Origin of the sequence: Streptomyces sp. NRRL B-1347 (assembly GCF_000720325.1) — a bacterium.
In the GTDB taxonomy this organism is placed as follows: Bacteria; Actinomycetota; Actinomycetes; order Streptomycetales; family Streptomycetaceae; genus Streptomyces.
On the sequence record NZ_JOJM01000006.1, the window covers coordinates 12,102 to 26,571 of the forward strand.

A 14,470-nucleotide genomic window follows, 5' to 3' on the forward strand; every position below is an offset into this window, starting at 1 on the left:
CGCGGCCGGGCGGGAGCACGGGGGACGCGACACACGACAAGGCCGGGGCCGGCGGGGCGGCCGGGGCAGGGCGGGCAGACAGGGTTTCTGGGACGCCCGAGGCGCATGGGACGCCCGAGGCGCATGGGACGCCCGAGGCGCATGGGACGCCCGAGGCGCATGGGATGCCCGAGGCACACAGGACACACAGGGCGCACATGACGCACGGGGCGGGTGCCACCGAGGTGACCGCCGCCGGGATCGCCCGCCTCGCCGGAGTCGGCCGCGCCGCGGTCAGCAACTGGCGCCGCCGCCACGCCGACTTCCCCAAGCCCGTCGGCGGCACCGACACCAGCCCCTCCTTCGCGCTCGCCGAGGTCGAGCAGTGGCTGCGCGGCCAGGGCAAACTCTCCGAAGTGCCGCTGCGCGAACGGGTCTGGCAGCAGCTCGCGGGACACCCCGCGGGCCCCGTCACCGCCCTGCTGCACGCGGGCTGCGGCCTGCTGCTCGTGCACGACCGGCACACCGACTGGCTGCGCCTGAGCGCCGTGTCCGACGCGCACCTGGCGCGGCTGCTCCCGGACGCCCTCGACACCGTGCTCACCCCGAGGTTCGGCAAGGCGCGGCGGGCCCGCGCCGTGCGCGTCCCCGCGACGCCCGAACTCCTGCCGTCCGTCCCGCTGCTGCGCTCCGCCGCCGAACTCGCCGCCGAACTCGGCGCGCACAAGGCGTACGAGTTCCTGCTCGGCCGCCATCTCGACGCCAACCCCCGCCAGTACACGCTCACCCCCCAGGGCCCCGCCGAGCTCATGGCCGCGCTCGCCGGGCCCGCCCGCAGCGTGCTCGACCCGGCCTGCGGCACCGGCGCCCTGCTGCGCGCCGCCGCGGGCGCCCCCGGCCAGCAGCTGTACGGCCAGGACAGCGCCCCCGACCTCGCCGCGCTCACCGCGCTGCGCCTGGCCCTCGGCTCCGACGCCCCGGCCACCGTGCGCACCGCCGCCGCCGACGCCCTGCGCGCCGACGCCCACCCGGACGTCGCCGCCGACGCCGTCCTGTGCCACCCGCCGTTCAACGACCGCAACTGGGGCCACGACGAGCTCTCCTACGACGCCCGCTGGGAGTACGGCCTGCCGGCCCGCACCGAGTCCGAACTCGCCTGGGTGCAGCACGCCCTGGCCCGCCTCCGCGACGGCGGCACCGCCGTCCTGCTGATGCCGCCCGCCGCCGCGTCCCGCCGCTCGGGCCGCCGCATCCGCGCCGACCTGCTGCGCCGCGGCGCCCTGCGCGCCGTGATCGCGCTGCCGCCGGGCGCGGCGCCCCCGTACAACCTGCCGCTGCACGTCTGGGTCCTGCGCAGGCCGGGCCCCGGCGCGCCCGCCGCCCCCGAGGCCCTCCTGGTCGAGGCCGCCGAGGCCACGGCCGCCGCCGACGGCAGGCACCCCGACGCACGGCACCCCGAATCCCGGCACACCGACGGGCGCGACCCGCGCGCCTGGCCGCCCGTGCAGGACGCGGTGCTCGACGCCTACCACCGCTTCGAGCGGCACGGCACCCTCGAGGAGATCCCCGGCTTCGCCCTTTCGGTGCCGGTGCTCGAACTCCTCGACGACGAGGTCGACCTGGCGCCCGCGCGCCGCCTGCCGCCCCGGGCCGCGGGCGGCGGCGTGCGGGAGCTGGGCGAGGTCCGCGACCGGCTCGGCGCGACCCTGCGCCTGACCGCGGACCTCACCCCGCCGCGGGCCGCGCCCGGCGCCCCCGACACCGCGCGCTGGCCGCTCACCACCGTCGGCGAACTCGCCCGCGCGGGCGCCCTGGTGATCCGCACCGGCGGCGTCGCCGCCGCGGCCGGGGTGCCGGTCCTCACCGACCACGACGTGCTCACCGGCGCGACCCCGGCCCCTCCGGTCGCCCCGGCCGCGCCCCCCGACGACGGCATGCCCGCCCAGGCGGAGCGGCCCGTGCTCACCGAGCCCGGCGACGTCGTCGTGCCCGTCTCCGGCGGCGCCGCCGCCCGCGTCGTCGACGAGGCCACCGCGGGCGCCGCCCTCGGCCGCGGCCTCGCGCTGCTCCGCCCCGACCCGGCGGCGCTCGACCCCTGGTTCCTCGCCGGGTTCCTGCGCGGCACCGCCAACAACCGCCAGGCCAGCAGCTACGCCTCCACCTCCGCCCGGCTCGACGTGCGCCGCCTCCAGCTGCCCCGTCTGCCGCCGGAGCGCCAGCGCGGCTACGGCGAGCGGTTCCGCGCGCTTGCCGCCTTCGAGGACGCGCTGCGGCTCGCGGGCCGCCTGGGGGAGCAACTGGTGCGCGGAATGTACGACGGACTCACCGACGGCACGGTCGCGCCGGACGCACCGGACCCGGCCCCGTGACCGGCGCGGCAGGCACCACGGGCACCACCCGCACCGGGAGCGGCGGACCGCCACGTACCGCGTGATCGGCACGTGATCAGTACGACAACGGTTCGGTACAACCCGATTCGGGTCCCCGGAGTCGGCCTATACGCTCGAATCCTCAACCGTTCGCTTCGTCAGGTATCCAGGAGCAGCCATGCACGGCCACGGCTACGCGCCGCCGCCCCCGCCGGCCCCCTCGGCCTCGTCGACCGGCTCGCCCGTGACGATGCGCGTGCTGTTCGTGGTGCTCGCCGTCCTGACGTGCGGCCTGCTGGCGTGGGCCGCGATGCTGCGGCTCGCCCTCGTGACGCGCGCGGTGCGCGACTGGGTGTTCTTCGTGGTCGTCGTCGGCTTCGACGTGCTCGCCGTGGTGCTCATCGGCGTCGACAAGGGCGACGAGGAGTTCGCCGGGCCCGGGAACACGGGCATGACGATCCTCGTCTCCACGCTGGTGCCCGTGATCGCCTACTACCTGACCATGGACATCCGCCACCACGCGCGGCTCGCCCGCGCCCAGGCCGCGTACCAGCAGACGCAGTTCCCGGCCTACCCGCCGCAGCAGCACCAGCCGTCGTACGGCTACCCGACGCAGAGCACGCCCGTCCCCGCCCCCGCGCCGCACCCGGCGCCCGCCCCGCCGCCGAATCCGCCGGGCCGGCAGCCGCCCGCCCGCATCGACCAGGTCCGGGCCGAGCTCGACGAGCTGAGCGACTACCTGCGCAAGCAGGAAGGCGGCAGCTGACCGTGGCGGCGGGCACCGACCGACGCGTCGTCGCCGGGCGCTACGAGCTGGCCACCCTCATCGGCCAGGGCGGCATGGGCCAGGTCTGGACGGCGTACGACCAGCGCCTCGACCGCCGCGTCGCGGTCAAGCTGCTTCGCCCGGACAAGGTCGCGGGCGCCGAGGCCGACGAGCTGCGCCGCCGCTTCGTCCGCGAGTGCCGCGTCACCGCGCAGGTCGACCACCCCGGCCTGGTCACCGTGCACGACGCGGGCAGCGACGACGACGACCTCTACCTGGTCATGCAGTACGTCGACGGCGCCGACCTCGGCGACCACCTCGCCGAGCACGCCCCCTACCCCTGGCAGTGGGCGGTCGCCGTCGCCGCCCAGCTGTGCGCGGTGCTCTCCGCGGTGCACGCGGTGCCGATCGTGCACCGCGACCTCAAGCCGCGGAACGTGATGGTCCGCCAGGACGGCACGCTCACCATCCTCGACCTCGGCATCGCCTCGGTCATGGACACCGACACCACCCGGCTCACCCACACCGGCTCCCCGATCGGCAGCCCCTCGTACATGGCGCCGGAGCAGGCCATGGGCGGCGCCGTCGGCCCGTACACCGATCTGTACGCGCTCGGCGTGCTGCTCCACGAACTCCTCAGCGGCGACGTGCCGTTCGCCGGTTCGACGGCCCTCGGCGTGCTGCACCGGCATCTGTACGAGCCGCCGCTGCCCGTGCGGCGCCTGCGCCCCGAGGTCCCCGAGCCCGTGGAGTCCCTGGTCCTGCGCCTGCTCGCCAAGGACCCCCAGCACCGGCCCGCCAGCGCCCAGGACGTCTACGAGGACCTTGTGCCGCTGCTGCCCGCGCGCTCCGCGCCGTCCGGCCGCCCGCTCGACCCGACCCGCCCGTTCCTGCGCCCGCACGCGCCCTGGCCGGACCGCGCCACGACCCCCGCCGCGACCCCGCAGGCCCAGCCGCCCCGGCCGGGCCACGGCCAGGACGTCGCACGCGCCGTCGACGAGGTCAAGCGGCTGCTCGGCGAGGGCCGCATCACCCAGGCCGTGGACGTCCTCGGCTCGATCCTGCCGGCCGCCGCCGCCCAGCACGGCGAGCACTCACCGGTCGTCCGCACCCTGCGCAAGCAGTACGCGGCGACGCTGATGGACGACGGCCAGTACCGCCGCGCCCTGCCGGAGCTGCGCCGCCTCGCCGACCAGCGCGCCGCCGAGTCCGGCCACGCCGACCCGCAGTCCCTCCAGTTCCGCTACGAGGCGGCGCAGTGCCTGGAACAGCTCGGCGAACCGGCCGCGGCCCTGGCCGAGTACCGCGCCCTGCTCCCTTACTACGAGAACCAGTACGCGACGGACGACATCCGCCAGTCCCTGGAGATCCGCCGCCGCATCGGCCACCTCCTGCTCGCCCTCGGGGACCGCTCGGCGGCCCACGACACGCTGGCGCGGCTCGTCCTGGACGCGGAGCGCGTCCACGGGATCGGGCACCCCTTCCCCGCGGAGATCCGCCGCACCCTCCAGTGGCTGGGGCAAGTGCGCGGATAGGGCGGTTTCCGGACGCCGGGGGTGCCCCAACTCCCGGTGAGTCGTTGGTGGTGGCGCGTCCCCCTGAACGGACTGAAGCAACTGGACGAAAGTTCTGGGGGAAGGGTGGCCGAGACGACCACCGCTGCCTACCATCGATCACCGCAAGACTTTGTGCAGCGAAGCACAATCTCTCCACCGGGAGGCCAACTTGCACCGCCGCCGTCGTCGCACCGCGCTCCTCCTCTCCGCCGCGGCCGTCGCCGCTGCCCCTCTCCTCACCGCCTGCGGCAGTGATGTGCGCCCCGGCGCCGCGGCCGTCGTGGGCGACGACCGCATCACGGTGGCGCAGCTCGAACACCGGGTGAACGAGGTGCGTTCCGCACAGCGCGCCGCCGTCCCCGACGAGCGGCAGTACGAGCAGGTCATCGCCAAGACCGGCACGCTCACCCGCAACACGCTGCACACGATGGTCCTGGACCGGGTCCTGCACCGCGCCGCGCGCGACGCCGGGGTGAGCGTCACCCGCAAGGAGATCCAGACCACGCGCGCCGGCATGGCGAAACAGGCGGGCGGCAGCAAGGCCCTGGAGGCGGGCTGGCTCCAGCAGTACAACGTGGCGCCCAAGCGCCTCGACGACAGCATCCGCACCGAGATCGAGGCCCAGAAGCTGGCCGCGAAGCTCGGCGCCGACATGAACTCCAAGGCGGGCCAGGACACCTTCTGGGCCGCCCTGTCCAAGGCCTCCAAGAAGCTCGACGTCAATGTGAACCCGCGCTACGGCAGGTGGGACGCCGCCCAGAACAAGCGCGTCGACGCCAAGACGCCGTGGCTGCGCGAGGCGGCGGCCTGAGCCCTCACGGGGCGCCGCCGCTGTCAGAGCCGTGGGTTACGTTCGACCCGTGAACGAAACCCCGGCGGGCCGCATCGTCCTGCTCACCACCAGCCACCGCGTAGCCCCCGGCCTCCTGTCCTGGCCGGCCTGGCAGGCCCTGCACGGCGCCGACGAGGTCCTGTGCGCCGACGCCGCCCACCCGCAGCTGCCGTATCTGCGCGAGGCGGGCGTCGACGTCAAGCAGGCCGCGCCCACCGCGGAGGAGCTGGTGACCGCCTGCGAGGGCGGCCGCACGGTCCTGGTCGTGGCCACGGCCGAGGGCGACCGCCCGCTGACGGACGGCCTGGCCCGGCTCGCGGGCTCGGGCCGCTTCGCCATGCCGGACCTGGAGCTGCTCCCCGGCTCGTACGACCTGCCGGGCGCCCGCCTCCTCGACCTCGTCCAGGTCATGGACCGCATCCGGGCCGAGTGCCCCTGGTCGTCCCGGCAGACCCACGAGAGCCTCGCGAAGTACGGCATCGAGGAGGCGTACGAACTGGTCGAGGCGATCGAGGACGGCGACCGCACGGAGCTCCGCGAGGAGCTGGGCGACGTCCTGCTCCAGGTCGTCTTCCACGCGCGCATCGCGGAGGAGGACGAGGAGGCGCCGTTCTCCGTGGACGACGTGGCGGGCACCATCGTCGACAAGCTCGTCCACCGCCACCCGCACGTCTTCGGCGACGACACGGCCGCCACCCCCGAGGAGGTCAAGGCGCACTGGCTGCGCACCAAGGCGGTGGAGAAGCAGCGCGACTCGGTGACCGAGGGCATCCCCCTCGGCCAGCCCGGCCTAGCCCTCGCCGCCAAGCTCGCCTCCCGCGCCCGCACGGCCGCCCTGGACGTACCGCTGCCGACGGGCGAGGGCATCGGCTACGAACTCCTCGCGATGGCCGTCCACGCGGAGGCCGCGGGCGTCGACCCGGAAGCCGCGCTGCGGGCGGCGGCCCGCGCCTACCGAGACGCCGTCCGAGCGGCGGAGACAGCGAGAGGCACATCCAGCCCGTCCGGCGTTTGAGGACGAGGCGCGAAGCGCCGAAAAACGGGGGCACGGGGGCGGAGCCCCCGGATCGGGAAGGGGCGGGCCTGGGGCGCCCCGCGAGGGACGGGCGGCTACCGTCGACCGCATGCACGACAAGCCCCCCGTCCCCCCGGAGCCCGAGCTCTTCACCTGGGAGTTCGCCAGCGACCCCTACCCCGCCTACGCCTGGCTCCGCGAGCACGCCCCCGTGACCAGGCGCCGGCTGCCGAGCGGCGTCGAGGCCTGGCTGGTCACGCGGTACGCCGACGCCCGGCAGGCGCTCGCGGACCAGCGGCTCAGCAAGAACCCGGCGCACCACGACGAGCCCGCGCACGCCAAGGGCAAGACCGGCATCCCGGGCGAGCGCAAGGCCGAGCTGATGACGCATCTGCTCAACATCGACCCGCCGGACCACACCCGGCTGCGCCGCCTGGTGTCGAAGGCGTTCACACCGCGCCGCGTGGCGGAGTTCGAGTCCCGGGTGCAGGAGCTGACGGACCAGCTCATCGACGGGTTCGCGGAGCGCGGCGAGGCCGACCTCATCCACGAGTTCGCGTTCCCGCTGCCGATCTACGCCATCTGCGACATGCTCGGCGTACCGCGCGAGGACCAGGACGACTTCCGGGACTGGGCCGGGATGATGATCCGGCACGGCGGCGGCCCGCGCGGCGGCGTGGCGCGCTCGGTGAAGAAGATGCGCGGCTACCTCGCCGAGCTCATCCACCGCAAGCGGGAGTCCCTCGCGGACGAGGGCGCCGACGACCTGATCTCCGGGCTCATCCGCGCCTCCGACCACGGCGAGCACCTCACCGAGAACGAGGCCGCCGCCATGGCCTTCATCCTGCTGTTCGCCGGTTTCGAGACGACGGTGAACCTCATCGGGAACGGCACGTACGCGCTGCTCAACCACCCCGAGCAGCGCGCGCTGCTGCAACGGTCCCTGGCCGCGGGCGACACCGGCCTGCTCGCCACCGGCCTTGAGGAACTGCTGCGCTACGACGGGCCCGTGGAGCTGGCCACCTGGCGGTTCGCCACCGAGCCGCTGCGCATCGGCGGCCAGGACATCGCGGCGGGCGACCCGGTGCTCGTCGTGCTCGCCGCCGCCGACCGCGACCCCGAACGCTTCGCCGAGCCCGACCTCCTCGACCTCGCCCGCCGCGACAACCAGCACCTCGGTTACGGCCACGGCATCCACTACTGCCTCGGCGCGCCGCTGGCCCGCCTGGAGGGCCAGACCGCCCTCGCCACCCTGCTCCGCCGCCTTCCCGACCTGCAACTCGCCGTGGAGCCAGAGGAGTTGAGATGGCGCGGCGGGCTCATCATGCGGGGCCTCAGGACGTTGCCGGTGCGTTTCACACCCGCCCCGCGGGTCACCCGTGCTGACGGGCCGTCAACGATGTGACTTTCACGTGATCTCGGCTGAACCGACTTGTGACTGACGTTCGACTGCGGCTACGTTCACGACGGCCCGGCACCCGCGCGTCCGCGCGCACTCGGTGCCGTGCCTGACCTGTCGTCCACGAAAGGCACCTGCATGCTCTCCGGCCAAGGCCGTCACCGTCGCCCCCGCCAGGTCCCGGCGATCCTCGTCACGGCGGGCGTCACCGGATCAGCCATCGCCATCCCGCTGCTCGGCGCGTCGAGCGCGAGCGCCGCGGACGCCGAGACGTGGGACAAGGTCGCGGAGTGCGAGAGCGGCGGGGCCTGGAGCGCCAAGGGCAGCGGCTACTACGGCGGCTTCCAGCTGACCCAGGACACCTGGGAGCAGTACGGCGGCCTCTCCTACGCGCCGAGCGCCGACCAGGCGAGCCGCTCCCAGCAGATCCACGTCGCCGAGAAGGTGCTCGCCGACCGGGGCCCCGACGCCTGGCCGAACTGCGCCCCGACCGCGGGCCTGGAGAAGGGCGGCAAGTCCGCCGACGTCGACCCGGGCGTGCCGTCGGCCCCGCCGCGCTCGTCGGACTCCGAGGGGTCCAAGGACTCCGGGGAGTCCTCGCGGTCCGGCGAGGAGAAGGAGGAGGGCGCCGGGTCCGGCGACTCCGACACCGCCGACGACGGCTCCGAGAAGGCCGAGAAGCCCGGCAGTTCCACCGAATCGCGAGACAAGAGTCACGATTCGGACAGCAAGGACAGTAAGGACAGCGGGGACGGCAAGGGTGGCGACGCCGCCAAGGGCGCGAAGGACGCCGGGGGCGACTCGCGCGAGAGCGGCGGCAAGCACCGCAAGCCCGCCGGTGACGCGGGCAAGTCCGGTGCGGACGACAGCGCTTCGCCGGAGGAGTCCGGGGAGTCCGGCGCGCCCGGCGCGTCCGACGGCGCCACGCCCGGCACGGACGGCGCGTCCGACGACCGCCCCTCCGGCCGCCACCGCGGCGGCAGCGCCGACGAGAACGCCCCGTCCGGCGACACCGGCCCCGGGCGTCACGCCTCGCGCGGAGAGGCGCGGGACGTACCCGGCGCCGAGCGCCCCTCGGGCACGTACACGGTCCGCTCCGGCGACAACCTCTCGGCGATCGCCGACAGCCACGACCTTGACGGCGGCTGGACGGATCTGTACGCGGGCAACAAGAAGACGGTCGGCTCCGACCCGGACCTCATCCTCCCCGGTCAGCGGCTCGAACTGAGCGCGGACGACAAGGCGGGAACCGAGGGGAAGTCGGGCGAAAAGTAGGCCAGTTGCCCGGCAGTTCGCGATGAATGTCCGGTTTAAAGACGGTGAGAGGCAAGTGAGAGATGGGTCTCAGAAGCCCTGATCGTCTTTGAAATTCGGATGATTGCCTGACTACGGTCAGGACCGCTCGCCACAGCGGGCCCCGCCGGTCGGTACGCCGAATCCTGCCAACGGCCGGACGGGAACAGTCGTCGCTTCGAGCGCCGAAGGCAGGAGCGGGGGACCCAAGGTAAGTGCCGGGCCCGGACGTTGGCCGGCCGCGTGAGAGCGCGGTCGTGAGACGTACGGAACCGGCTTGGGGTGAAGTCGCGCGCTAGGACGTGCGGCCGGGCACTCACCCGCCCGAACCCGACAGCTCACCTCGCAGGCGTCGGTGAGGGGATCACTTCATGCTGCGTTCCGGCAAGGGCAAGCACCGTCGTCCGACCAAGCTCGACAAGGCCACCCGCGCCGCCACCGTCGTCGGTGTCACCGGTGCCGCCGTCGCCGCCCCGCTGATGGCGACCGGCACGGCCAACGCCGCCACCGCCTCCGAGTGGGACCGCGTCGCCCAGTGCGAGTCCGGCGGCAACTGGTCCATCAACACCGGCAACGGCTACTACGGCGGCCTCCAGTTCTCCGCCTCCACCTGGGCCGCGTACGGCGGCACCAAGTACGCGGCCACCGCCAACCAGGCCTCCAAGGCCCAGCAGATCGAGATCGCCCAGAAGGTCCTCGCGGGCCAGGGCAAGGGCGCGTGGCCGAAGTGCGGCGTGGGCCTGTCCAGCTCCCCGTACACCGGCGGCGGCTCCACCGGCGGCGGCCAGCAGCAGCCGCAGCAGCAGACCAAGCCGCAGCCGCAGCAGCAGGCCCAGCCGCAGCAGCAGGCCGCTCCGAAGCCGCAGGCGCAGCCGCAGCACCAGCCGCAGCAGGCCGCCCCGCAGGTCGAGAAGAAGACCGTCCAGACCCCGACCGGCAAGGTCGTGAAGAAGGGCGACGGCGAGTACAAGGTCGAGACGGGCGACACCCTGTCCAAGATCGCCGAGGAGCACGACGTCAAGGGCGGCTGGCAGAAGCTGTACCAGCTGAACGACGACATCGTCACCGACGCCGACTTCATCTACCCGGGCCAGCAGCTGCACCTCAGCTGACCCGCCCCGGCCCCGGCGGTGCCCGGAGCCACCCCGTCCCCATGGGCTACCGCCCCGGTGCGCGTCCCCCCTGCGCACCGGGGCGGTACCTTTTGGTCCGGTAGTTTGTTTCGTGAGGGAACTATCCGCGTGCGGCCCGGTCGGCCCGTCCAGGTGATGGGCGGTCGGCTGGCCGATGCCCCGGAGCCGGTTAGGCTCGTGTCGCAGGGGCCAGCGCGGCCCCCAGTACCCCCGCGTACCCCGCGTCACATCCCATAAGGAGATGCTCGTGCCGTCCATCGACGTCGTCGTAGCCCGGGAAATCCTGGACTCCCGAGGCAATCCCACGGTCGAGGTCGAGGTCGGCCTCGACGACGGCTCCACCGGCCGTGCCGCCGTTCCCTCCGGCGCCTCCACCGGCGCCTTCGAGGCCATCGAACTCCGCGACGGAGACGCCAACCGCTACGGCGGCAAGGGCGTGGAGAAGGCCGTCCTCGCCGTCATCGAGCAGATCGGCCCGGAGCTCGTCGGCTACGACGCCACCGAGCAGCGCCTGATCGACCAGGCCATGTTCGACCTGGACGCCACGGACAACAAGGGCTCCCTCGGCGCCAACGCCATCCTCGGCGTCTCCCTCGCCGTGGCCCACGCCGCCTCCGAGGCCTCCGACCTGCCGCTCTTCCGCTACCTCGGCGGTCCGAACGCGCACCTGCTGCCGGTGCCGATGATGAACATCCTGAACGGCGGGTCCCACGCGGACTCCAACGTCGACATCCAGGAGTTCATGATCGCCCCGATCGGCGCGGAGTCCTTCTCCGAGGCCCTGCGCTGGGGCGCCGAGGTCTACCACACGCTGAAGAAGGTCCTGAAGAACAAGGGCCTGTCCACCGGCCTCGGCGACGAGGGCGGCTTCGCGCCGAACCTGGACTCCAACCGCGCCGCCCTCGACCTCATCGTCGAGGCCATCAAGCAGGCCGGTTACGTGCCCGGCGAGCAGATCGCGCTCGCCCTCGACGTCGCCGCGTCCGAGTTCTACAAGGACGGCTCCTACGAGTTCGAGGGCAAGTCCCGCTCGGCCGCCGAGATGACCGACTACTACGCCGAGCTGGTCGCCGCGTACCCGCTGGTCTCCATCGAGGACCCGCTGTACGAGGACGACTGGGACGGCTGGAAGATCATCACCGAGAAGCTGGGCGACAAGGTCCAGATCGTCGGCGACGACCTCTTCGTCACCAACCCGGAGCGCCTCCAGCGCGGCATCGACGAGGACGCCGCCAACGCGCTGCTCGTCAAGGTCAACCAGATCGGCTCGCTGACCGAGACCCTGGACGCCGTCGAGCTGGCCCAGCGCAACGGCTTCAAGTGCATGATGTCCCACCGCTCCGGCGAGACCGAGGACGTCACCATCGCCGACCTCGCCGTCGCGGTGAACTGCGGCCAGATCAAGACCGGCGCCCCGGCCCGCTCGGACCGCGTCGCCAAGTACAACCAGCTGCTTCGCATCGAGGAGATCCTCGACGACGCCGCGGTGTACGCGGGCCGCTCGGCGTTCCCGCGCTTCAAGGGCTGAGCCTCTTCCAGGGCTAAGGCCTAGCCAGTCGTACGTACGTCCCCGTACTCGGTCCCGTACCGTGTGCGGGGACGTACGCACGTACTGGGGAGGCGGACATGGCAGTGAAGAACCGCGACCGGTTCTCCACCGCGACGCGGCTCAAGCTGCTCGGCGAGCAGACCGCGCAGCGCGTCTACCGCTCCCAGACCAAGCGCCAGGCCCGCCGCTCCCGGCTCACCGGCCGCGCGGCGCTGCTCGTCCTGGTGGTCTGCTCGCTGGTCGTCGCGCTCGCCTATCCGATACGGCAGTACGTCTCGCAGCGCGCCGAGATCGCCGAGCAGCGGCAGAAGCAGGCCGAGCACCGCGAGAACGTCGAGCGCCTGCGCGACGAGAAGGCCCGCTGGCAGGACGACGCCTACGCCGAGCAGCGCGTCCGCGAGCGGCTGCACTACGTGATGCCCGGCGAGACCGGCTTCACGGTGATCGACCCCGAGGCCGCCGAGCGCCACCGCCCCGACGGGGGCGGCGCCGACCGGCCCTGGTACTCCAACGTCTGGGACGGCGTCGACAAGGCGGACGGCTCCGGCGCCGCAGGCCGTCCCGACGACAACTGAACCGACCTCCGCACTGACCGAAAGACAGGCATGGAAACGCCCCCGCCCCAGACCGAGTCCACCGCGCCCACGGACGCCGACATCGCCGCGTTCAAGGAGCAGCTGGGCCGCCCGCCGCGCGGCCTGCGGGCCATCGCGCACCGCTGCCCCTGCGGCAACCCGGACGTGGTGGAGACGGCACCCCGCCTGGAGGACGGCACGCCGTTCCCGACGACGTTCTATCTGACGTGCCCGCGCGCGGCCTCCGCGATCGGCACGCTCGAGGCGAACGGCGTGATGAAGGAGATGACGGAGCGGCTCGCCACCGACCCGGAGCTCGCCGCCGCGTACCGCGCGGCGCACGAGGACTACATCGCCCGGCGCGACTCCATCGAGGTCCTGGAGGGCTTCCCCTCGGCCGGCGGCATGCCGGACCGGGTGAAGTGCCTGCACGTCCTGGTGGGCCACTCCCTGGCCGCGGGCCCCGGCGTGAACCCCCTGGGCGACGAGGCCATCGCCATGCTCCCGGAGTGGTGGCGCAAGGGCCCGTGTGTCTCGGCCGAGCAGCAGGACTAGCCCGTACCCGCTGTGGGCGGCTGGTCCGCCCAGAGGGCGGAACGGGTGGGCACAGCCCCTCCCACCGCCGCGCACCCGTCAACGCACAAGGAGCACCCCAGTGACCCGCGTGGCCGCCATCGACTGTGGCACGAACTCGATCCGCCTCCTCGTGGCGGACGCCGACCCGGCCACGGGCGAGCTCGTCGACCTCGACCGCCGCATGCAGATCGTCCGCCTCGGACAGGGCGTGGACAAGACGGGCCGCCTGGCCCCCGAGGCCCTGGAGCGGACCTTCGCGGCCTGCCGCGAGTACGCCGCCGTCATCAAGGAGCACGGCGCGCAGCGCACCCGCTTCGTGGCGACCTCCGCGTCCCGCGACGCCGAGAACCGCGCCGAGTTCGTCCGCGGCGTCCTGGACATCCTCGGCGTCGAGCCGGAGGTGATCAGCGGCGACCAGGAGGCGGAGTTCTCCTTCACGGGCGCCACCAAGGAGCTGACGGGCCGCGCGGACCTGGAGACGCCGTACCTCGTCGTGGACATCGGCGGCGGCTCCACGGAGTTCGTCGTCGGCGACGGAAGCGTCCGAGCGGCCCGCTCCGTGGACGTCGGCTGCGTCCGCATGACCGAGCGCCACTTCGTGCGCGACGGCGTCGTCACCGACCCGCCGACCGCCGAGCAGCTCGCCGCCGTCCGCGCGGACATCGACGCGGCGCTCGACCTCGCGGAGCGGACGGTGCCGCTGCGCGAGGCGAAGACCCTGGTGGGGCTCGCGGGCTCGGTCACCACGGTGGCCGGGATCGCGCTCGGCCTCGACGCGTACGAGTCCGCCGCGATCCACCACTCGCGCGTCTCGTACGAGCAGGTCGAGGCGATCGTGGAGCGGCTCGTGCACTCGACGCACGCCGAGCGCGCGGCGATCCCCGTGATGCACCCGGGCCGCGTCGACGTGATCGTGGCGGGCGCCCTCGTGCTGCTCTCGATCATGGAGCGGGTCGGGGCCCGCGAGGTCGTCGTGAGCGAGCACGACATCCTGGACGGAATCGCCTGGAAAGTGGCGGAGGAGCTGGGCGAGTAGCCCTCCCGTCGACGCTCCCGCCGGCCCTCGTCGACGCTCCCGCCGACCCTCCCCGTGCAGCCGTCGTGGATCACCGGCTGAGCGGGGAGGAGGTCGTTTGAGCAGCCGTTGAGCGGCTTCGAGGGCTCCGCGGGGACACCTCGTCGGAAAACTTCGTGAAGTTCTTCACAAGGAAAACGGCCCTGTAGGGCGTGGTTCCGAGGAGTTTCGGGTCCGGAGGCGGGGTTTTGAAGGCGTCGGGCTGACGCCCGCGACGCATCACAGGTGTTACGGGGGTGTGAACCGAGGACTGGTTCACCCGGTGTTGAGGCCCGGAGTGGCTGCTCAAGTGGGGTTGACAACGACTCGGGGTGTCCGCTGGTTCCCTCTGAACGCCATGACCTCCGTCACGT

At 73.4% G+C, this 14,470-nt stretch carries 12 protein-coding genes and 1 riboswitch; all 12 genes read left to right on the forward strand.

Features of this window, described 5'->3' with window-relative positions; translation table 11 throughout:
* Positions 1 to 197 precede the first annotated feature (197 nt).
* The 12 genes from IG74_RS0108420 (at position 198) to IG74_RS0108475 (ending at position 14,078) form a co-directional block, all read left to right on the forward strand.
* Entirely contained in the window at positions 198 to 2,348 is a 2,151-nt protein-coding gene (locus tag IG74_RS0108420) for an N-6 DNA methylase (RefSeq protein ID WP_030672152.1), read from the forward strand.
* A gap of 178 nt (positions 2,349 to 2,526) precedes the next feature.
* Positions 2,527 to 3,114: a hypothetical protein gene (locus IG74_RS0108425; protein ID WP_030672155.1), complete on the forward strand. Its 588-nt coding sequence runs from the start codon at positions 2,527 to 2,529 to the stop codon at positions 3,112 to 3,114.
* Positions 3,111 to 4,649, forward strand: a complete 1,539-nt coding sequence (locus IG74_RS0108430) for a serine/threonine-protein kinase (protein WP_030672761.1) — start codon at positions 3,111 to 3,113, stop codon at positions 4,647 to 4,649. The genes IG74_RS0108425 and IG74_RS0108430 overlap by 4 nt, the downstream gene beginning before the upstream one ends.
* Positions 4,650 to 4,839: 190 nt before the next feature.
* Positions 4,840 to 5,481, forward strand: coding sequence for a SurA N-terminal domain-containing protein (locus tag IG74_RS0108435; RefSeq protein WP_030672158.1), 642 nt, complete (start codon positions 4,840 to 4,842; stop codon positions 5,479 to 5,481).
* A 31-nt stretch (positions 5,482 to 5,512) separates the two neighbouring features.
* Positions 5,513 to 6,517, forward strand: coding sequence for a nucleoside triphosphate pyrophosphohydrolase (locus tag IG74_RS0108440; RefSeq protein WP_199818802.1), 1,005 nt, complete (start codon positions 5,513 to 5,515; stop codon positions 6,515 to 6,517).
* 109 nt (positions 6,518 to 6,626) lie between these two features.
* Positions 6,627 to 7,922: a cytochrome P450 family protein gene (locus IG74_RS0108445; protein ID WP_030672165.1), complete on the forward strand. Its 1,296-nt coding sequence runs from the start codon at positions 6,627 to 6,629 to the stop codon at positions 7,920 to 7,922.
* A 132-nt stretch (positions 7,923 to 8,054) separates the two neighbouring features.
* A complete protein-coding gene (locus IG74_RS0108450; protein ID WP_030672168.1) occupies positions 8,055 to 9,191 on the forward strand; it encodes a transglycosylase family protein in 1,137 nt (378 codons plus the stop codon).
* A gap of 191 nt (positions 9,192 to 9,382) precedes the next feature.
* Positions 9,383 to 9,576, forward strand: a riboswitch (cyclic di-AMP (ydaO/yuaA leader).
* A gap of 4 nt (positions 9,577 to 9,580) precedes the next feature.
* Positions 9,581 to 10,321: a transglycosylase family protein gene (locus IG74_RS0108455; protein ID WP_030672171.1), complete on the forward strand. Its 741-nt coding sequence runs from the start codon at positions 9,581 to 9,583 to the stop codon at positions 10,319 to 10,321.
* Positions 10,322 to 10,589: 268 nt separating this feature from the next.
* Positions 10,590 to 11,870 (forward strand): phosphopyruvate hydratase, encoded by a 1,281-nt coding sequence (gene eno / locus IG74_RS0108460; RefSeq protein ID WP_030672174.1) that lies wholly within the window; start codon positions 10,590 to 10,592, stop codon positions 11,868 to 11,870.
* A gap of 98 nt (positions 11,871 to 11,968) precedes the next feature.
* On the forward strand, positions 11,969 to 12,466 hold the full coding sequence (locus tag IG74_RS0108465) for an FtsB family cell division protein (protein ID WP_030672178.1): 498 nt from the start codon (positions 11,969 to 11,971) through the stop codon (positions 12,464 to 12,466).
* Positions 12,467 to 12,496: 30 nt separating this feature from the next.
* Positions 12,497 to 13,021 carry a DUF501 domain-containing protein gene (locus IG74_RS0108470; protein WP_030672181.1) on the forward strand — a complete coding sequence of 175 codons (525 nt, stop codon included), beginning with the start codon at positions 12,497 to 12,499 and terminating at the stop codon, positions 13,019 to 13,021.
* A 100-nt stretch (positions 13,022 to 13,121) separates the two neighbouring features.
* Positions 13,122 to 14,078 (forward strand): Ppx/GppA phosphatase family protein, encoded by a 957-nt coding sequence (locus IG74_RS0108475; RefSeq protein WP_030672183.1) that lies wholly within the window; start codon positions 13,122 to 13,124, stop codon positions 14,076 to 14,078.
* Positions 14,079 to 14,470: the final 392 nt, after the last annotated feature.

Excerpts from the sequence above, each read along its gene's own strand:
- IG74_RS0108445 (WP_030672165.1), top strand. The coding sequence starts at position 6,627 with ATGCACGACAAGCCCCCCGTCCCCCCGGAGCCCGAGCTCTTCACCTGG.
- IG74_RS0108470 (WP_030672181.1), top strand. The coding sequence starts at position 12,497 with ATGGAAACGCCCCCGCCCCAGACCGAGTCCACCGCGCCCACGGACGCC.
- IG74_RS0108450 (WP_030672168.1), top strand. The coding sequence starts at position 8,055 with ATGCTCTCCGGCCAAGGCCGTCACCGTCGCCCCCGCCAGGTCCCGGCG.
- IG74_RS0108425 (WP_030672155.1), top strand. The coding sequence starts at position 2,527 with ATGCACGGCCACGGCTACGCGCCGCCGCCCCCGCCGGCCCCCTCGGCC.
- IG74_RS0108455 (WP_030672171.1), top strand. The coding sequence starts at position 9,581 with ATGCTGCGTTCCGGCAAGGGCAAGCACCGTCGTCCGACCAAGCTCGAC.
- IG74_RS0108465 (WP_030672178.1), top strand. The coding sequence starts at position 11,969 with ATGGCAGTGAAGAACCGCGACCGGTTCTCCACCGCGACGCGGCTCAAG.
- IG74_RS0108420 (WP_030672152.1), top strand. The coding sequence starts at position 198 with ATGACGCACGGGGCGGGTGCCACCGAGGTGACCGCCGCCGGGATCGCC.